This is a genomic window from Nostoc sp. MS1, from assembly GCF_019976755.1.
Taxonomy (GTDB): domain Bacteria; phylum Cyanobacteriota; class Cyanobacteriia; order Cyanobacteriales; family Nostocaceae; genus Trichormus.
The window spans coordinates 4,997,744-5,016,534 of the sequence record NZ_AP023441.1 but is presented as its reverse complement, the minus strand read 5'-3'; the positions used below and the strand labels follow the sequence as shown (position 1 = coordinate 5,016,534).

Genomic DNA, 18,791 nt, shown 5'->3' with positions numbered 1-18,791 from the left:
ATCAGTTAAGCTTGAAAAGCTTTAATTTTCATTCGACTTCAAATAATGATTAAGTTCCTCTCTGCATCAGAGAGGTCATCCAACTCACATTAATTTACGTGGATTGTACCACCCTCTATTTTTCCTATGTTGAACATCTTATCAACCTTGTTATTACTAATATTAAAATTATTATAAATTCCCTCTATCTTTTCCTTTGCTTCCTGTTTATCCCATCCTGCGGGTGCTAAACCCTTACCGCCACGCAACAAAGCTACAGGGAAATCCTCGGTTGCAAAGTCAAAAAATGGTGTTTGTTCGGCTTTGCATAAATCTCTGGCGCTTTCGGCAACGGTTTTGCCTAAATAATTCATTAAATGGGAAACTCGTACTACTTCATCCCCTAGTTGATTAGCAGCACCTTGTAATGCTTCGAGGAGATGGTAGGTGTAGACACTCATTTCTTTATCTGGACGTATCCACGATAATTGATTTCCTGTGGAGGAGGTGAACACTACCTTTCCTGTACCTTGTTTGAGTTCGTCAATTATATTTTTGGGTAAAGCGGTTTGCGTAAAACCTTTTGGTAGGATAGAACGCTTGTTTGCTCCTTCCTTGGACGATGCCATACCTTGAGCGTGACAGCTATCAATAGTGACTAATAATCTTTTTGCTGGGATTTGTTGTAATGCAGTGTTAAACTGTTTTGCAGATAAAGCTGTATTGGGAATATCTACACGGTCTGTTTCGTGGGGAATAAGATAGTAATCTCCCGATTCATCTAAAAAACCATGACCGGAATAATAAATAAATATAGTGGCTTCTGGGTCATTTTCGGCTTGTTGTTTGAGCCAGTTTAAACCATTTAAAATATTTTCGCTGGTTGCTGTTGCATCGTGCAGTAAACATAGATGTTGATCATTATCAATATAGCCGCATACATTCTGGTCAGTGAGGAGAGTTTTTAGGGCTTGAATGTCTTTAACTGTGACGGGTAAGGATAATTTAGCTTCTTCGCATTCGCCTACACCGATGAGTAAGGCGTAGTTATGAGAGAGGATGTTGGACATAGTAAATTTAGGTCTAGGTTTGTAGTATTTTCGGCGCTGTTGAATTCTTTCAAGCGCCCTGATTAAATTAGGCGCATATTGCTTTTTCATTAGTGCAATTAATCCAGGACTTGCAACATCAGAGCCAATATCACCAATAGCCAAGGCTGAATCAGAACGAACATCCTCTGATTTATCTTGTAGAGCTATCATTAAACCTGGTATTACAGAATCACAACCTATTTTCCCTAAAGCACAGACAGCATTTAAACGAACTATAAAATGATGATGTTGGAGCAGTTGAATCAATACAGGTATATCTGGTTCAGAAACTAAATTTCTCAAAGTTGCAGAAAGCCGATGAAGAATCAAGTTATCATCTTCGTTTTTTAGAGCTTGGACTAGTATATTTATTGCTTTTCTAGAACTAATCTTGCTTAATCTTAAGTAAGTGTGGTTTCTAATTTCACGATTGTCGTTTTTTACTTCGTCCAGTATTTCAGATATTAATACCTCATAATTAATATTTTCTTCGTTACTTATATAAAAATATTCCCTTTGATTGTTTGGATTTAATAAATATTGAATATTTCTAGATGTAATCGCCTGTTCTCCGATAGTTTCATTGCTATCTCCAAGGCTTGTCTTAAAAATATATTTGTTTCTATAAGTTAGATCATATTTTGAGATTTGAAATATATTTAATATTTTGTCCCAAGAATCTATATCTTCCAAAGAAATTGTATTATCATCCCAAATAAATATATCTTCATAGTCGTATTCATCTTTTATAAATTCAACTAATGACTCCATTGCTTTTTTTGAACCAATTGCAACTAAAGCTAATATCGTATCTTCAAAAAAAGCAGTATCTTCATTATTTAATATATCTATTAATGAAGATACTGCTGCGTCAGACTGACTAATTCCTAACAGACGAATTTGCAATAATTGCGGTAGATTCAAATCAATAATCAAACCAACAGTTTTTTTCTGCCACTTTAATTTAACTTTACCTGCTAATCTAGCTCCTAACTGCCAATCAACCTTTAATGCTAACTTGACTACACGCAAGGCAAGCGCAGAGACATCTATTAATCCCATCATTAAAGCTGCTGGTTCTGTCCATTTTAAGTAATTCAAGTAATCCCACTGCAATTCGTCATCAGTGAGCTTTTCTACTTTCTGCAACAAGCTTTCTGCTGCATAATATTCTTGAATTAATTGATGACGAAACTCAATTTTATTATCTGCACCAATTTGAATTAAATGATGTTTAAGCAAATCATTCAACCAAGCAATAGCACAATCTGCGGCACAATTAACTTTACCTGCAAGAAATTCGGTGAATATTTCCTCGGCTTGCTGTCGGGGTATGGCTACGAGAAATTCGGTTTTCTCATTCTGATTTAACTCCCTAAATCCCTTACTTTTAGTTTGAGGAGAGTTCATCATCACCCAGGCTAAATGCTGCAATAACCGCTTCCACCAACGTCGTGACTCCTGGGAAACAGGAATATCCTGCTTGAGTTTATTGTCATAAGTTTCTGTAAACAGACGAAACATCGAACCCAAATTTGGCGGTATTTGATTGTTATTGCTGGCAAATACCGAACACAGCATCAATAACAGCAACGGCGTTTCGCCAAACTCCTTTAACCTCCCCCCCAACTGTTGCAGCATTTGTTCCCCAGTTTCAGGAAGATACTTTCGCACAAAATCCGCCATCTGTGCTTCTGTTAGGGGTTGCATCTCCAGCTTTTTAGTAATTGCCAAATCACCACCCACCCCTAAATCTCTTGTTGTAAAAACCATTGGGGTGGTTTTCTCATAATCTAGACGAAACTTTTGTAAATTTCGCTGTGCTTCTGGTGATGGTAATTCGTTCACACCATCTATAAGGAGTAAAAATTGCCCTTGTCGCAATAATGTTTTTACGGTTTCGGTGTCAATGCTTAAACTGGGGTAATGGCGATTGAGAAAGGCTGTAATCAAGTCAAGGATGGAGGTTTCATAATAACGAAGTTCCACAAGCACGGGAATTTGGAAGTTGTTTGTAGTTGTGGGAATGACTTCGTTCTGTTTCCCTTGAGGATGCTGTGTGGAGTTAGCTTCGCCAAATCTGGCAAATTCCAATAACAACCGTACCAAAGCTGTTGATTTTCCTGAACCTGGACGACCAATTAAAAGTATGTGTTCTGCTGCATATTTCTGCAAACCTTCCAGAACATTTAAAACTTCCTTTTCTTCCTTTGCTTCTGGTAATAGTTGTCTGTCTGTTTGAACTGGATCTGCTGTAATTATGCTTGCCTGCAAGTTCAACAAATTGGGCTTTCCCACTAGTTTGTTAGGGTTTTTACCCACAACATCCGTTATGGTGTAACTTTCCCACCATTGAGCGTATTTGTCCCTAATCGATTCTAGATAAGGGTTCCAGTCAAACACTACTACCTCTTAAACACAACAAGAAGGGTTTAAAGAATACTATAGCGTAATAGATTATTCGGTTATCAGTTATGCGTTATCGAGGAAGTTTCTAAAGGTATATATCAATCTTGTTGCAATATATTTGCTCTACTGGAGAATTTATAAGTTCAGTTTGGTTACAAAACTGAATCGTGTGGTAGCGATCGCATATCGTTTCGTTACAAAGCTGAATCTTGTGGTAACGAACGCATATCGTTTCGTTACAAAGCTGAATCTTGTGGTAACGAACGCGAATCGTTTCGTTACGAAACTAAGTTTTTGATAAGTAAAAAAATGCGTTTCGTTACCAATATCGCTTTTTTGATAATTAATATAAATAATTTGTCACGTAACTGAATCGTGAAATGGCGATCGCATCGCATATCGTTTCGTTACATAGCAGTTGTCGCATAGATTATTGTATAAAAGCAAAACCAGAAACCAGCCGTTTAACTGTCAGAGGCTTTGGCTTTCACAAAGGTAAATACAGTACAACTCCCTGCCATTCTGCTTGTTCGCTAGAATTTATCAGTAACAATAGCTCATCAATTGCCTGCCGAATTGGCATTCTATCATTAACTACAAACATCCCTGCCATCAATTCTCCTTGTACCAAGCGGTTGTAAGCAAAATCTGGCATTGTGGCACGATCATGAGTAAGCAAGATACGCTCATTAATTGCTGCCCAAGCTAAAATAGCTGGATTTTCTACTTTCCGCAAACCAACATCTTGAACCCGAAGTAGATCAATATTTGGTTGACGCAACAACAGCCCTCGAATAATATCACCGTTGAAATTCTCATCACTTAACAAACTCAACATAACCATTAATCTTGATTCTGCTGAGATAGTAAGCGATTACGTATTAAGCTGAGATCAGGTTGAATACTAAACAAACGTTGTTGCACTGATTGAGCTAACTGCTCTCTCTGATTTAAGTATGTTTCTACAGCATCTTGATGTCGAAGATAGTAACCAATTGCATTGTAGACATCAGACAATGATAGGGTAGAGTACCGATGAACAATAGACTCAGGGGAAGCACCATCTTGAAACGCTCGAATCACAGTCTCTAATAAAACCCTTGAATTGCCAACTCGAATGGCTCCGGTTTCATCTTCTCGCAGAGGCGGTGTCTCAGATTTCAAAACTAGGCTCATGAATTAACTTTCCTAAATCTGGTACAGAATAATCCTAACTTAACGTAGAGATGATTTGCCTTTTTGATCAGCTAATGTTCTTATTCCGTATTACGCTTTTGGTGGGCATTGCCCAACCTACAAATACTAATGACTAATAACTTAAACGCTATTGTACTTGCAGGTGGACAAAGTTCCCGGATGGGACAGGATAAAGCTTTAATATCAGTTGAAGGTGTGCCGTTATTACAATTTGTCTGTAATATTGCGGCTAGTTGTGCTGATAGAGTATATATTGTCACCCCTTGGCCGGAACGCTATCAGCATTTAGTTTTACCGCATTGTCAATTCATTCAAGAAGCGGCAACACAAGGCCCTTTAGTTGGTTTTGCTCAAGGGTTAGCTGAGGTAAAATCTGAATGGGTATTGCTGTTAGCTTGCGATTTACCTAAATTACGTGTTGAGGTTTTGCAAGATTGGGCGGCTAGTCTTGATAGTGTACCAGAAGATGCGATCGCAGCTTTAGCTCATCACGCCAAAGGTTGGGAACCCTTATGTGGTTTCTATCGCCGTCGTTGTTTACCTCAATTATTAGAGTTTATTAATCAAGGCGGGCGTTCTTTTCAGCAATGGTTACACCACCATTCTGTACAACTGTTATCTTTACCTACACCAGAAGTATTATTTAACTGTAATACGCCAGAAGATTTGTTTTTTTTGCAAGAATCATCTCCTTTTGAACATTTATAATATCTCTGGGGATTGGTAATTGGTAATCGGTCATAATAAAACACCATAACTTATTAGCCATGACCCATTACCCACTAAGTAATTAGTTGAACATGAGTTTTAAAATTGAGGCTTTGCAACTTCCTACGCTACAAAAAGGTGCTGAAGGACGAAATGTCACCATTTGGCAGAGATTTCTATTAGAGAATGATTTCTCCATTGGTGCGGTAGATGGCGATTTTGGCAATGTTACCGATAAAGCTACCCGTGAGTATCAAACTAAAAATGGTTTGAAGGTGACGGGAGTTGTTGACATTGCTACTTATCAAAAAGCATTAGAACAAGGTTTTGCAGTATATATTGCTTTCTATGGCAATGGAGTTACAAGATTCTTAACTTATCTCAATTTTGGCGATAATGAAGTTAAAGATTTGCAAAAAAGTTTAACTGCGATCGCTACTTTAAATCCACCGTTGGTAGTTGATGGTGATTTTGGCAATAATAGTATTAGAGGATTAGCGGAAGCTTATAAAAAAAGAGATGTTAATTTATCAAATGATTTAGCCGAGCAGCTTTCTAATGCAACGAAAGCAAAACTCGGTGATGATTTTGCACCAGCATTAGACAATATTACCGCCTACGCTAAACGGCTTAGAGAACGTCTCAGTGGCAGAAATTGGGTTGATTCTTTTCCAGATAGAAATTCAATTGAGGATTTAGTTTCTCCCTTCCGCCAAAAAGTACAAGCATTTGAGCGGGCTTTAAAAGAAGCTGGTGCTACTATCAGCGTCGCGTCAGTATTGCGTCCCGCAGAACGAGCTTATTTAATGCACTACGCTTTTAGAATTAGCACAAATGAAATCGCTGCTCAAGATGTACCACCGATGCCTAATGTAAATATTAATTGGGTACATTACAACAACGCCATTTCTATTCAAGCAGCAAAAGATATGGTGTATGCTTATAATATTGCTTATCGTCCAGTGCTAACTTCGCGCCACACCAGAGGTTTAGCCATTGACTGGGAAATTACCTGGACAGGAACTTTAAAAGTAAAAAACGCCAGTGGCAATATAGTTAATGTTGGTGAACCTTGCACAAGTTACGAAAATTCCACACTCTGGCAAGTGGGACGCTCCTATGGTGTAATTAAACTAGCAAGCGATCGCCCTCATTGGTCTAGCGATGGGCATTAGTTATTTAGTCATTAGTCATTAGTCATTAGTCATTAGTCCACAGTCCACAGTCTTTCTCCCCCTATCTCCCCCCACTCCCCACTCCCTACTCCCTACTCCCCTCTCTCCTTATTCCGCTTAAAATTCTTATCAAAAGATACGCTACCAATACCTTGGAGGATACCACGACCGACTAGACCTAAACCTCGTCCAACTATTTGTGTCAGCACAAAGACAATACCACTGCCAATAATAGATAATAGGGATTGTAAACGAGGAGCGATCGCATCTCGAAATTCTAGTCCTAATGTTACTGCTAAAGGTAGTCCAGATAGTTGTGCTAGTTCTGCGTTACGGGGAGCGTAAATCGAAACTTGAGCAATACCACGGGATGCAAACACTAAAAGTTCATAGCGGCTTTCAAAAATTGCCTTGGCTTCGTTGACGTAATTATTTAAGCGGTATTTCCACGATAAATCATTTCTAAAACGTTCCAGTTCCCGTGTTGACATTAATGTCTTGATGTAGAAATCTTGTTTAATTTCTTCTATATCTGCCAAGTAATTTAATAGTGGTTGCATTACACTATTGGCTACTTGAATTAATAAATTTTCTAATAATATTTCTGCATGGAAATTAGCTTCCGAACTGCCTGCTGGGTAAGAGGTATGCTCGACTATTAAATCTGTTTGAAATAGTAAATAAGATAATAAGTCTGATACTAAAGGAATTTTATTAAGAATCGCTGTTTGTACAACTCCGGGGTTCTGTAATAACACTGTGACAATTTCTAGATTGCGGTTGCCTACTTGTACTCTGGAAAATTTACCAAAGAAATCTGTAACTACTGCTTGCCATAAATCATATAGGATTACAGGTGGTAAATCCGGCAATTGATTGATTGTAATTTGGGCATTACGTAAAGCATCTAATTGTTGAGCTAGTTTTTGCAGAATTAAATATAGTAGTTCTCGTTTTTTATCTTCACGCAAGATATCAATTTCTAAAACGGAAGGTGAAACATTATGCAAAGGAAATTGCAGCTTGTTAATACAAGAGGCAAATAAATTAGCTTGTAAAGCTCTAGGACTGAGAAGTGGTGGCGATGTTGATGTCTGTTGTGAGTTGGAAGTAGTAATGGTAGGCGTTGGTGGAGGTACTATTGAAACTGTAGCTTTAACTTCCCCTACATTGGAGGTTGGTAGCTGCTGTTGTTCTTGCGGTAAAGTTAGCAATTGATTCACTAACCAACGACTTGCTAAAAGTTCTCGCCGTCTCCCTGCGAGAATTGCTCTTTCTAATATTGGTAAGCCAGGAGTTTGTAATTGTGCTGTGACTTCTTGCAGCGCAGCATCAATATAACTCATCCCCGATAAACGTAAATTTTGCCGCCATAAAACCAAAGGAAAACGAGGCGCGGGTGCAACAACCGAAGGATTTTCTCTACTCACCCTTTCAGTCAACCAGTAGGAATTACCAGATGCGACGGCTTCTATAGCTGTGACTAATTCAGTAATGGGAGTACCTTTAGGACAATAACCTTGAACACCAGCAGCCTTTGCTGCCATAAGTATTCCCGCTTCGGAAATTGAACTGAGGAGCAAAATTGGTAATGAGGGGTATGTAGCTTTTAATTGCTGACAGAGTTGTAAACCTTGCTGCTGACTATCAATTGAGCGACTATTGCCTAATTCTAAAACTACCAAGTCCACTTGATTGGGATCAATTTGGGCAAGCTGGGCAAGTATTTGTAAGGCGGCTGTATCTGTTTCTAACTCTGATACCACTTGTAAATGAGGTATCGCTTCCAACGCTACCCGTAGTCCAAGACGAAAGATAGGATCTTGATCTACTAATAATAATTGTAAGGGGCGATCGCTCATACTCGTCTCAAGTACACTTGGATGTCGGGAGAGGGGGGAGAGAAAGAAGCAGGGGTGCAGGGGGAAAATAAATATAGACTATAGACTGTGGACTATGGACTAATGACTAATGACCAATAGCCATTTTTACCTGTTTCCGTACACTAAGAAATGAAAGATAATGACCATAAATGTCAGTTATCCATGTGATTAAATGAACCTCAGTATCCGGCATTGGTTGACAGAACGTCAAATTGATATAAACCATATAAAAACATGTACATCAGGGCAATTAGCAGGTATTGCTCATCGTATGGTTCAGGATATGGAATTTAAAAGCCTGATGCCGTTAGATATTTGTACCTTAGCAGAAGTATTACAATTACCATTAGGCACAGTTGAGCAAGAAATTGCTGTGCTGGCTTCATTAACTGAAAATCTTCTGCGTAGCCTCAGCCAGAAAAAAGCACTCAAACGTAATGAAGGTACTTGGTTAGCATTCCAAATTGCTTACCTGTTGGCATTAGAACAAGTTTTACTCCAAGAAGAACAACTACAAAGAACTTGGCTTAATTTTGCCAGAATACCTGCCCAAACAAAAATAATTACTTTAAATCCTCAACTCCAAGGTTTCTTAAAAACTCTCTCTTCTGGCAAATTAAGCGATACTCAAGCTGAACAAGCACTTTCTTCTGTTGCAGATTCCTTATTGGTGCAACAAATGAATAATGCTACTGAAGCTTGGTTTGTTGCTAATGGTGCGGAGGAATTTGTAGCCAAACTCATAACGCAGCGTTTAAACAACGCACTTCCAGGCTATCTATTAAAAATCATTGCTCAGAATCCTACACCTCTAGCCCAACTACAAAAATTTTTCAGCTTAGGCACTTTAGGCGATATTTCCACCATCGACTTATACAGAGAAAATTATCGAGCCTGCTTACTGCAAACTCTCAGTACACCGTTACTGATGGAGTATTTTTCCCTCAAGGATGTCTATATTCCTCTGGTTGGCATACCTCAAGAACTTAACTATGGCAAGCCAGTTGATTTAAAAACATGGGTAGAACAACAATTAATTGATTTAGAAACTATTACTGTAATTGAATCAGAACCAGGCTATGGTAAAACCAGCATCTGTCAAATTTGGGCGGCGGAAGTAGCGTTAAAGCTTTACCCGACTTGGCTACCAGTGGTGATTTGCTTACGGGATATTCAGTATGGAAAAACTTTACTAGAAACTCTCAATTCTGGTTTTACATTTAATAGTCATATCAATTTAGCTAAATGGTTAGAGCAAGCACATCCTCAATGTGTTTTATTACTAGATGGATTAGATGAACTTCCCCCCTCTCCTGGTGGAAATAGGGCAAAAGCAATTTTTCTCCAACAGTTGATGCAATTCCAAGCTCAAGGACAACATAAAATTGTATTGACTAGTCGCACGACAACGGTGCAGGAAATTATTGCCGAAACACCTCTACAATGGCAACGAATAACAATTCAACCACTAGAAGTTAATGAACTAAAGCAATGGTTTCAAAAATGGGCTTTAGTTCAGTCTCTACCTACTGCCCAAAACTTTTTTACATTCTTAAAACAGGCAGGATTATTTACTCCTAAATCACACTTATCAGAGCTTACTTATCTAGTGCATCAACCATTAATGTTGTATTTATTGGCTGTTCTGCACCGTGATGGATTATTAGATGATGAAATATTACAAAAAAACTATCGCCCTACCCTGCTTTGGGAAATTTATTCCCGCTTGAGGCGATGGTTGCTAGGCTATCCTTTGTCTGGAGAAATGAACGCATTGCTAACACGCCCAGGAATGGCTCATATTCACCGTACACCAGAAGCGATCGCCAATTTACTATCACATTATCATCCCCAAGAATTGCTCGAACAAATTCAGGCGATCGCTCTCAAAATTTTACATAGCGATCGTCATCAAATTAGTTTGAATGAGACAGTAGATACAAATACCTTACCCTCTTTGTATTTCCGTTATTCTGTCAGTTGTCACTCAGCAAGAAATACTGACAAACAACTGACGATTAAAATACAATTTTCTCACCCCAAATTAGGGGAATATCTCTGTGCTGAAGCTTTAGCTAATCAATTACAAAAATTAATTCAATATCAAACTGATGTGTATGGAACAGAAACATTTATCTTAGAAAATCCTAGCAGTGTTGCCGAACATCTCTACTATTTACTAGGTTACGGCATTATCACACAAGAAATAGAAGAATTAGTCATTGCCACTTTACAAACTCAGCAAAAGTCAAACCTATTACAACGGTTAGAGTCTTTTTGGCGTGCTTGGTGTCAGGGACGTTGGTTAGATGCAGGAGTGGCTCACAAGATACTACCCTATTTTCACAACTTACAAAACCTAGTGAATGTTGAGCAAGTAAATACAAATGTGGGTGTGAATACATTTTTATTGCTTGCTGCTATTTATCGAGATATACAGGTTAGTTTTTGCCCTTGTGGTAATCGAGAAAATCTTCATGAGTTTTACCCTGAAACAATGCTGATGTTATTAGCTAAAGCATCAGTTTTGTCAAATAATTTAACTAAGCGTATTTGCTCACAATCTTTAGCTAAAATTAATCTCTCAGGCGCATTTTTATCGCAAATCGTCTTAACTGGGGCGAATCTTGAACAGGCAAATTTGTCTAACGCAGTTTTAGTAAATGCCAACTTAACAGATGCTAACTTAACTGGTGCTAACTTAACTGGTGCTAACTTAACTGGGGTGAATTTAGAAAGCGTCAATCTCACCAACGCTTGTTTATGTGATGCTATCCTTACCGAAGCTGATAGAGAAATAGCCAAACTCAACGGTGCGTTATTCTCTGTAGAACAATTTCAAGTAATGAAAAGTTTATTGTTTAAACAATCACATATTAGTGATTTCGATACCACAGACGAAACGCAGTTTTGGAATCAAAACATTATCGATACAGGCTTAATTGAAAGCTTAGAAGGTGAGCCAATGATGCCTACGTTGAGTTATGAGTGCTAGTTAAGGGCTGAGTTGTGAGTGATGAGTTGTGAGTGATGAGTTGTGTTAGCGGTAGCGGCGCGTTTAGCGCGTGATGAGTCATAAATCTTCCTTGTCTCCCCCCTCTTCCCCCACTCCCACCCTGCGGGAAGCTAAAGCTACATCTCCCTCACCTCCCTCACTCTACTCCTCAACTTGAGGATGGCGATATCCATAAAAGTTGATGCTGTAATCTGTAATCTTGACTCCTGTTCTTTGTTCCACTTCTTGGATAAAATCTTCTGGTAGCTGAATGTGTACATCTAAAATTTGGTTAGTATCCAGACAGTTGACATGGCTATGAGAGTCACTGATATTACCGTATAAACGCCCATCACAACGTTCAATACTCTCGATAATACCTTGGCTGGATAATGCCTCTAGGTTTTGATATACAGATGTATGTCCGATATCTTTACCTTGTTGATTGAGGCGATCGTAAATTTCTCTAGCAGAAAGATGCTCATTTGCTTGCCATAGCAATTCTAGAATAAAGCGGCGCTGGCGACTGACGCGCATTCCTAACGTCTGACACCGCTCAAGTGCATCTTCTAGAGAACGAATTGGTTTTGTAGATATTGCCTGTTGCTGCATATTTAATAAGTTTATTCACTATGGGGGTATTTGCCCTGTTTGATGGTTATGGCTGTTTTATATATGTGAGGATATTACATGAAAATTCCTTACCTCTAACTGTGTTGTTGCTTTTGTCTGGTGCGGTAATCACAGTTGGAGATAATAATTTTTTTGCTCTTTGAGAGGTTGCTTCGTCACACCTTAATCTAAAACAAACTCATTACAACTTTAACTTAAAATTGCGGTAGATGTCCACCTCACGGCGGGTGAAAGCACCATCAGGTAAGACTAGCTAGATGAGGGAATAGGTGACAAAGAACAGGGAACGTTACAGAAAGGCTCTGACTGTAGGTGTTGCAGGATTAGTTTATATCCCTGGTGCTAGGCATAGCACTACAAAGTTATATCCTTGTGTTGTCACAACCTAAGCTTCTAGACTGATGACAATGGAATATATTAATTGTGCAAGAAATTTTGCTAAAAAAGCGATCGCAACTGTTATCAAAGTTTAACTTAGTCGGACAAAAACCCAACTTAGGCAGGAAGTCAATTTGTGTAGAAATGTTACATAAGATTATTTGAGCTAGCATTGATACTAATTAATATAAATTAATATTTTCTTTATGATTAAGTTAACCTAATTTACACCTATGAAATTACAAATGAGAAAAGTTTCCTTCTCTATGTACTCTCCCTAATTCACCCAAATGGGTGAAACAATTGAGTGAAGCTTACTCTTCCTGGCAACCTCTTAAGCAATTAAATGAGCCTTACTTTCTAGTAAACGTATTAAAATTAAGTTATACCAATCTTCTGCATATATTAACAAAGCTAAACTCAGAAACCCTGGCAAGATTTGACTTTCTTAATTTTGCATCTTGAATTAGTATTAAGCATTACGATCAAAAAAATTTATGTTACTAGAACTCAATCAACTAATTGTACCTGCTGGTCATCAGTTATTGATGAAAGATATTTCCTGGGCAACATACAAAAATATTCTGGCAGAATTAGGAGAAAATCGTAATTACAAAGTATCTTATAGTCAAGGGGTGCTGGAAATAATGGCTCCATTCCCAGAGCATGAAGTAGGCAAGAAGATAATTGGAAATTTAGTGGAGATTCTACTCGAAGAACTCGATATTGAGTTTTGGAGTTTAGGCTCTACAACTTTTGATAAAGAAATTATGGATGCAGGTGTAGAACCTGATGATTGTTTTTATATAGAAAATGAAGCTAAAGTTAGAGGTAAAGATAGAATTAACCTGGAAATAGACCCACCTCCTGATTTAGCTATTGAGATTGATATTACCTCTCGGACTCGTTTTAATAATTATCAAGCTTTAAAAGTTCCTGAACTGTGGCGTTGGAATGGAAGCAGGCTAGAAATCAATGTACTTGTGGATGGTGTATATGTACAAACTAGCCAAAGCCGCAGCTTGCCAAATTTACCTATTACTCAAGTAATCCCTGAATATTTAGTGCGTAGTAAAACTGATGGGAGAAATGCCACTATGAGGGCATTTAGAAATTGGATAAGGCAGCAAATAGTTTGTTAGAGCTTAATGAACATTTAATGGTGGAAATAAATCTGATAAATAATACTTTAAGTATAGTAACTGTTAAATTAAAAATATTATTATCAAATTGACGATTGAGTAGAATGCTGATTCTGTTGCTAAATAATGCTATTTACTACTCATCATGTTTCTGTGGAAAGGTTACTATTATTAGTGGTAATTACTTAAGTAAGTCCTCATAATTTAAAATCAACAAATTTATATGCAAATACTTGATAAAGATTTAAACCAAAAAGCTTGGGCAGGCGGAGTAATAGAACCTGCAAATGAATTTGGGCTTACCCAATTACCAGTGATTTCCGGTCAAATTCCCCAAGGACTACGCGGTACACTATATCGCAACGGCCCTGCAAGGTTAGAACGTGGTGGTATACGCGCCGGACACTGGTTTGATGGAGATGGCGCAATTCTGGCGGTTAATTTTACTGATGCAGGCGCTAGTGCAGTTTATCGCTACGTACAAACCACTGGCTATCAAGAAGAAAGCACAGCCGGGAAATATTTGTATGGCAATTATGGCATGACTGCACCCGGCCCAGTCTGGAATCAATGGCGTAAACCAGTTAAAAATGCTGCGAATACTTCAGTGCTGGCACTACCTGATAAACTCTTAGCTTTGTGGGAAGGTGGTAAACCCTACGCCTTGGATTTACAAACTTTAGAAACTTGCGGCGAAGATGATTTAAGTGGTTTAACTGATGGCTTACCCTATTCGGCGCACTGTAAGCAAGACCCACAAACAAAAGAAATTTTTAACTTTGGTGTAAGTACAGGGTTAAATAGCAAATTGAATGTTTATAAAAGCGACTCTACAGGAAAAATTGTTCGTAAAGCTGCATTCCCGATAGATGGGTTGCCTTTATTACATGATTTTGTCTTAGCCGGACAGTATCTGATATTTTTTATTTCCCCAGTACGGTTAAATATGTTTCCTGTTTTATTGGGAACAGGTAACTATAGTGATTCTATGAAATGGCAACCAGAATTAGGAACGCAAATTTTGGTAGTAGACCGTGATACTTTATCTTTAGTAAGTCGAGGGGAAACAGAACCTTGGTATCAGTGGCATTTTGCTAATGGTTATGTAAATAGTAGCGGTGCAGCCATTGTAGATATTGCCCGTTATGAAGATTTCCAAACTAACCAATATCTTAAAGAAGTCGCCACAGGCAAAACGCAAACTCCAGCCAAGAGTAGCCTTTCACGAGTTATTTTCAATCCTCAAACAGCTAAAGTTACAGCAATTGAGCAAATCTTAGACCGACATTGTGAATTTCCTAACGTTCCAGCACAATATGTCGGACAAGCTTCTCGATACACATATATGTCCAGTTTCCGCCAAGGGACAAATATCAGTCAAGAAATTTTAAATACAATTGCCCGTTTCGACCACAAAACCGACACTTTTACAGAAGCCTACCCTGGAGAAAATCGTTATCCTTCCGAACCTATCCCTGTAGATAATTGGGTGTTAACGGTGGTATATGATGGCAATTCTCATAGTAGCGAAGTTTGGGTATATGATAGCGATCGCCTAGACGAAGAACCAGTTTGTAAATTACAATTACCCAGCGTCATTCCCCACAGTTTCCACGGCACTTGGCACAGTGCATGAATACTAATTTGCTTTAATAATGTCATGACAGGATTTATGGAGCATTAAACTAGTGCCGCCAAGAGATGCAATTCATGACATTGTTAAACAAGCAATCATAAAAGATGGTTGGAATATTACTGCTGATCCTTATGTGATTTCCTACGGGGAAAGGTTTTTATTTGTAGACCTTGGAGCTAGTAAACACAATAAAATTAATAATCTTCAGGGTGGCTTTATTGGTGCAGAAAGAGACAATAGTCGAATTGCAATAGAAATAAAAGACTTTAAAAATAAATCAGTGATTGGGGATTTAGAACAAGCGATTGGTCAGTATGTTCTTTATAGTTTATTACTCAATCAAGTTGACCCTGGACGTGAAGTATATTTGGCTACAACCAATATCATCTATGAAGAAATTTTTAGAGAAGAGATAGGACAACTTGTGATTAATAACTTACCCTTAAAATTGATTATTGTAGATATTAATAAAGCAGAGATAAAACAATGGATACCACCGCTTATCATCGCCAAATAGTGAAAGAAGTTATTACACAATACGCCCAGTTGCGACCATCGCATGGAAATATCAGATTAGATACCGTATTTGATGAAACCCAAGACCGTTATGCCTTAATGCAGGTTGGTTGGGATAGAGGGCGACGGGTGAGAGGTAACTTAATTTATGTTACCCTACATGACGGCAAGGTTTGGATAGAATACGATGGCATGGAAGCGGGAATTACTGCCGATTTAATAGCCAAAGGTATTCTAGAAGAAAAAATTATTTTAGGTTTTATGGCTGAGGAAGATGTTCTATTGACGGCGTAAAGGATTTTCTAGCCATCAATAACAACTAAGGTACAACAGAAAGCAAAGAGATGGTTTTTCACTACAGTTACTCTATTTATACTTTAATAGAATAGAGAAGAAGACAAAGCATATTTAACATCCAGCTAACCAAGCATAATTGCCCATGACCACTTCTAAACGCCGCTACCACATTACTACCTTCGGTTGCCAAATGAATAAAGCCGACTCAGAGCGCATGGCTGGCATCTTAGAAGACATGGGCTTTGAGTTTTGTGAAGATCCCAACAATGCAGAGGTAATTCTCTACAATACCTGCACTATCCGCGATAATGCCGAGCAGAAAGTCTATTCTTACCTTGGTAGACAAGCCAAGCGCAAACACGAACAACCAGACTTAACCTTAGTTGTAGCTGGTTGTGTTGCCCAACAAGAAGGCGAAGCACTATTACGGCGTGTGCCAGAATTAGATTTAGTCATGGGGCCACAACACGCCAACCGCCTCAAAGATTTACTAGAGTCGGTGTTTGCTGGGAATCAAGTTGTGGCGACTGAAGCCGTGCATATTATGGAAGATATCACCCAGGCACGGCGAGATAGCACCGTCACAGCTTGGGTAAATGTGATTTACGGTTGTAACGAACGTTGTACATATTGCGTAGTTCCCAACGTGCGCGGCGTGGAACAGTCCCGCACACCAGAAGCTGTTCGCGCGGAAATGGAAGAATTGGGACGGCAAGGTTATAAAGAAATTACCTTGCTTGGTCAAAATATTGACGCTTATGGTAGAGATTTACCAGGAGTAACACCCGAAGGAAGACACCTACACACTTTTACAGACTTACTATATTACGTCCATGATGTATCAGGAGTAGAGAGAATAAGATTTGCTACAAGCCACCCTCGTTATTTTACGGAGAGGTTAATTAAGGCTTGTGCAGAGTTACCCAAGGTTTGCGAACACTTCCATATACCGTTTCAATCTGGGGATAACCAATTATTAAAAGCAATGGCGCGGGGTTATACCCACGAAAAATATCGCCGGATTATTGATACCATTCGTCGGTATATGCCAGATGCCTCGATTAGCGCTGATGCCATTGTCGGTTTCCCTGGAGAAACAGAAGAACAGTTTGAAAATACCTTGAAACTGGTGGATGATATCGGGTTTGACCAATTAAACACAGCCGCCTATTCACCCCGTCCAGGCACACCCGCCGCATTGTGGGAAAATCAACTGAGTGAAGAAGTAAAAAGCGATCGCCTACAAAGATTAAACCATTTAGTTAATGTAAAAGCAGCCGAGCGATCGCAGCGTTACATGGGACGCATTGAAGAAGTCTTAGTAGAAGACCAAAACCTCAAAGATAAAACCCAAGTCATGGGACGTACACGCGGAAACCGTCTCACCTTCTTTACCGGAGATATTAACCAACTCAAAGGGCAATTAGTTAAGGTGAAAATTAACGAAGTTCGCGCTTTTAGTTTGACAGGTGAACCGATAGAATTGCGTCAGGCGTTGCCAGTTTAAAAGGATGTACACCACCACACTGGAAGTAATAGTTTGTGGAGTCTTAATTTAATGTCAGACTTATTGCAAAGAATCACAGTCAACCCTAGACAGTGTGGTGGCCGTCCCTGCATTCGGAGTATGAGAATTAGGGTATCAGATGTGCTTGATTTATTGGCGGTGGGTCTTAGTGCCGAGGAAATCTTAGCAGAAATGCCTGATTTAGAAATGGATGACCTAAAAGCCGTACTCACATATGCTGCTTGTAAATTGAATCATCTCATTCTGCCGGCATCTCTTTTATTTTGTATCTTTTTGAGGTTATACTTCAAGGTCTTGAGTAGAATCTTTATTCTATTCAACAAAACAAAATTTCAGGTTACTCAACATCCCCTAAATGAAGCGTTCTTCCTCGTCAATGCCTACGTTTGATGTAATGCTATTGCCTACTGTACAAGCTTTACAAATTCTAGGCGGTTCTGGTACGACCGAAGAAATATATGACAAGGTTGTGCAGATTTTGAATTTGCCTGACAAGGTACTTGAAATACCTCATGGCACTACGTCACAAAGTGAAGTTGAATATAGACTAGCTTGGAGTCGTACTTATTTAAAAAAGTATGGACTGATAGAAAACTCTGCGCGAGGGATATGGTCATTGATATCAACTTCCATAAATCTGGACAAATTGGATACTAAAGAAATCGTCAAGACTGTTCGTGAAGCCGAAAAAATTAAGCCGACACCAACAGAATCTTCTAATGAATCAATTGTGACTACAGCAGCATTAGAAGAAGTAACATGGCATGAACAACTTCATAAAACACTGTCATCTTTACAGCCTAATGCGTTTGAGCGTTTAGTACAGCGATTACTGCGAGAATCAGGATTTATACAGGTACAAGTTACTGGTAAATCCGGTGATGGCGGTATTGATGGTGTAGGTATTGCTCGTCTGAGTGGTTTTTTGAGCTTTCATGTTCTCTTCCAATGCAAACGTTATCAAGGTTCAGTTACAGCGAGTCAAATTAGAGATTTTCGAGGAGCAATGCAAGGGCGTACTGATAAAGGTTTGTTCATTACGACTGGAACCTTCACTAGAGATGCCATTAAAGAAGCTACACGAGACGGCGCACCCCCAATTGACTTAATAGATGGTGAGCAACTAGTTCAACGTTTGAAAGAGTTGGGACTTGGTGTGAAGATAACAATGATTGAGTCTGTTGAAGTTGACACTGATTGGTTTGCAAAAATTTGAGATTCAAT

14 protein-coding genes and 1 pseudogene are annotated in these 18,791 nt (G+C 38.8%); 10 read left to right on the top strand and 5 right to left on the bottom strand.

Going from position 1 to position 18,791, the window contains the following annotated elements:
* Nucleotides 1–89: 89 nt before the first annotated feature.
* The 3 genes from NSMS1_RS21715 to NSMS1_RS21705 form a co-directional block, all read right to left on the bottom strand.
* Nucleotides 90–3,473 (bottom strand): caspase family protein, encoded by a 3,384-nt coding sequence (locus NSMS1_RS21715; RefSeq protein ID WP_224086811.1) that lies wholly within the window; start codon nt 3,471–3,473, stop codon nt 90–92.
* A gap of 493 nt (nt 3,474–3,966) precedes the next feature.
* Nucleotides 3,967–4,317: a DUF5615 family PIN-like protein gene (locus NSMS1_RS21710; protein ID WP_224086810.1), complete on the bottom strand. Its 351-nt coding sequence runs from the start codon at nt 4,315–4,317 to the stop codon at nt 3,967–3,969.
* A 5-nt stretch (nt 4,318–4,322) separates the two neighbouring features.
* Nucleotides 4,323–4,655 (bottom strand): DUF433 domain-containing protein, encoded by a 333-nt coding sequence (locus NSMS1_RS21705; protein WP_224086809.1) that lies wholly within the window; start codon nt 4,653–4,655, stop codon nt 4,323–4,325.
* Between the two features lie 129 nt (nt 4,656–4,784).
* On the opposite strand from NSMS1_RS21705, the gene NSMS1_RS21700 reads away from it, so the two are divergent.
* A complete protein-coding gene (locus NSMS1_RS21700) occupies nt 4,785–5,384 on the top strand; it encodes a molybdenum cofactor guanylyltransferase (protein WP_224086808.1) in 600 nt (199 codons plus the stop codon).
* Nucleotides 5,385–5,476: 92 nt separating this feature from the next.
* Entirely contained in the window at nt 5,477–6,559 is a 1,083-nt protein-coding gene (locus NSMS1_RS21695; protein ID WP_224086807.1) for a peptidoglycan-binding domain-containing protein, read from the top strand.
* Nucleotides 6,560–6,651: 92 nt separating this feature from the next.
* Here NSMS1_RS21695 and NSMS1_RS21690 read toward each other — a convergent pair whose 3' ends face one another.
* Nucleotides 6,652–8,421 carry a DUF3685 domain-containing protein gene (locus NSMS1_RS21690; protein WP_224086806.1) on the bottom strand — a complete coding sequence of 590 codons (1,770 nt, stop codon included), beginning with the start codon at nt 8,419–8,421 and terminating at the stop codon, nt 6,652–6,654.
* Nucleotides 8,422–8,614: 193 nt separating this feature from the next.
* On the opposite strand from NSMS1_RS21690, the gene NSMS1_RS21685 reads away from it, so the two are divergent.
* Nucleotides 8,615–11,437 carry a pentapeptide repeat-containing protein gene (locus NSMS1_RS21685; RefSeq protein WP_224086805.1) on the top strand — a complete coding sequence of 941 codons (2,823 nt, stop codon included), beginning with the start codon at nt 8,615–8,617 and terminating at the stop codon, nt 11,435–11,437.
* Between the two features lie 162 nt (nt 11,438–11,599).
* Here the strand turns inward: NSMS1_RS21685 and NSMS1_RS21680 are convergent, their stop codons facing one another.
* Nucleotides 11,600–12,049: a Fur family transcriptional regulator gene (locus tag NSMS1_RS21680; protein ID WP_224086804.1), complete on the bottom strand. Its 450-nt coding sequence runs from the start codon at nt 12,047–12,049 to the stop codon at nt 11,600–11,602.
* An 896-nt stretch (nt 12,050–12,945) separates the two neighbouring features.
* On the opposite strand from NSMS1_RS21680, the gene NSMS1_RS21675 reads away from it, so the two are divergent.
* From NSMS1_RS21675 to NSMS1_RS21645, 7 genes and pseudogenes are all read left to right on the top strand, one after another.
* Nucleotides 12,946–13,590 (top strand): Uma2 family endonuclease, encoded by a 645-nt coding sequence (locus NSMS1_RS21675; RefSeq protein WP_224086803.1) that lies wholly within the window; start codon nt 12,946–12,948, stop codon nt 13,588–13,590.
* A 223-nt stretch (nt 13,591–13,813) separates the two neighbouring features.
* Complete coding sequence (locus NSMS1_RS21670; RefSeq protein WP_224086802.1) at nt 13,814–15,226, top strand: carotenoid oxygenase family protein; 1,413 nt, start codon at nt 13,814–13,816, stop codon at nt 15,224–15,226.
* A gap of 52 nt (nt 15,227–15,278) precedes the next feature.
* Nucleotides 15,279–15,743 (top strand): XisH family protein, encoded by a 465-nt coding sequence (locus NSMS1_RS21665; RefSeq protein ID WP_224086801.1) that lies wholly within the window; start codon nt 15,279–15,281, stop codon nt 15,741–15,743.
* Complete coding sequence (locus NSMS1_RS21660) at nt 15,713–16,036, top strand: XisI protein (RefSeq protein WP_224086800.1); 324 nt, start codon at nt 15,713–15,715, stop codon at nt 16,034–16,036. Before NSMS1_RS21665 ends, NSMS1_RS21660 begins: the two co-directional genes overlap by 31 nt.
* 145 nt (nt 16,037–16,181) lie before the next feature.
* On the top strand, nt 16,182–17,546 hold the full coding sequence (miaB, locus tag NSMS1_RS21655; protein WP_224086799.1) for a tRNA (N6-isopentenyl adenosine(37)-C2)-methylthiotransferase MiaB: 1,365 nt from the start codon (nt 16,182–16,184) through the stop codon (nt 17,544–17,546).
* A gap of 51 nt (nt 17,547–17,597) precedes the next feature.
* Nucleotides 17,598–17,819: pseudogene (locus NSMS1_RS21650) on the top strand (DUF433 domain-containing protein); the annotation flags it as partial.
* Between the two features lie 124 nt (nt 17,820–17,943).
* On the top strand, nt 17,944–18,783 hold the full coding sequence (locus NSMS1_RS21645) for a restriction endonuclease (protein WP_224086798.1): 840 nt from the start codon (nt 17,944–17,946) through the stop codon (nt 18,781–18,783).
* Nucleotides 18,784–18,791: the final 8 nt, after the last annotated feature.

Bases quoted from the DNA above. Each gene is read 5' to 3' on its own strand.
- NSMS1_RS21710 (WP_224086810.1), bottom strand. From the start codon at position 4,317: ATGTTGAGTTTGTTAAGTGATGAGAATTTCAACGGTGATATTATTCGA.
- NSMS1_RS21705 (WP_224086809.1), bottom strand. From the start codon at position 4,655: ATGAGCCTAGTTTTGAAATCTGAGACACCGCCTCTGCGAGAAGATGAA.
- NSMS1_RS21700 (WP_224086808.1), top strand. From the start codon at position 4,785: ATGACTAATAACTTAAACGCTATTGTACTTGCAGGTGGACAAAGTTCC.
- NSMS1_RS21695 (WP_224086807.1), top strand. From the start codon at position 5,477: ATGAGTTTTAAAATTGAGGCTTTGCAACTTCCTACGCTACAAAAAGGT.
- NSMS1_RS21690 (WP_224086806.1), bottom strand. From the start codon at position 8,421: ATGAGCGATCGCCCCTTACAATTATTATTAGTAGATCAAGATCCTATC.
- NSMS1_RS21685 (WP_224086805.1), top strand. From the start codon at position 8,615: ATGAACCTCAGTATCCGGCATTGGTTGACAGAACGTCAAATTGATATA.
- NSMS1_RS21680 (WP_224086804.1), bottom strand. From the start codon at position 12,049: ATGCAGCAACAGGCAATATCTACAAAACCAATTCGTTCTCTAGAAGAT.
- NSMS1_RS21675 (WP_224086803.1), top strand. From the start codon at position 12,946: ATGTTACTAGAACTCAATCAACTAATTGTACCTGCTGGTCATCAGTTA.
- NSMS1_RS21670 (WP_224086802.1), top strand. From the start codon at position 13,814: ATGCAAATACTTGATAAAGATTTAAACCAAAAAGCTTGGGCAGGCGGA.
- NSMS1_RS21660 (WP_224086800.1), top strand. From the start codon at position 15,713: ATGGATACCACCGCTTATCATCGCCAAATAGTGAAAGAAGTTATTACA.
- miaB (WP_224086799.1), top strand. From the start codon at position 16,182: ATGACCACTTCTAAACGCCGCTACCACATTACTACCTTCGGTTGCCAA.
- NSMS1_RS21645 (WP_224086798.1), top strand. From the start codon at position 17,944: ATGCCTACGTTTGATGTAATGCTATTGCCTACTGTACAAGCTTTACAA.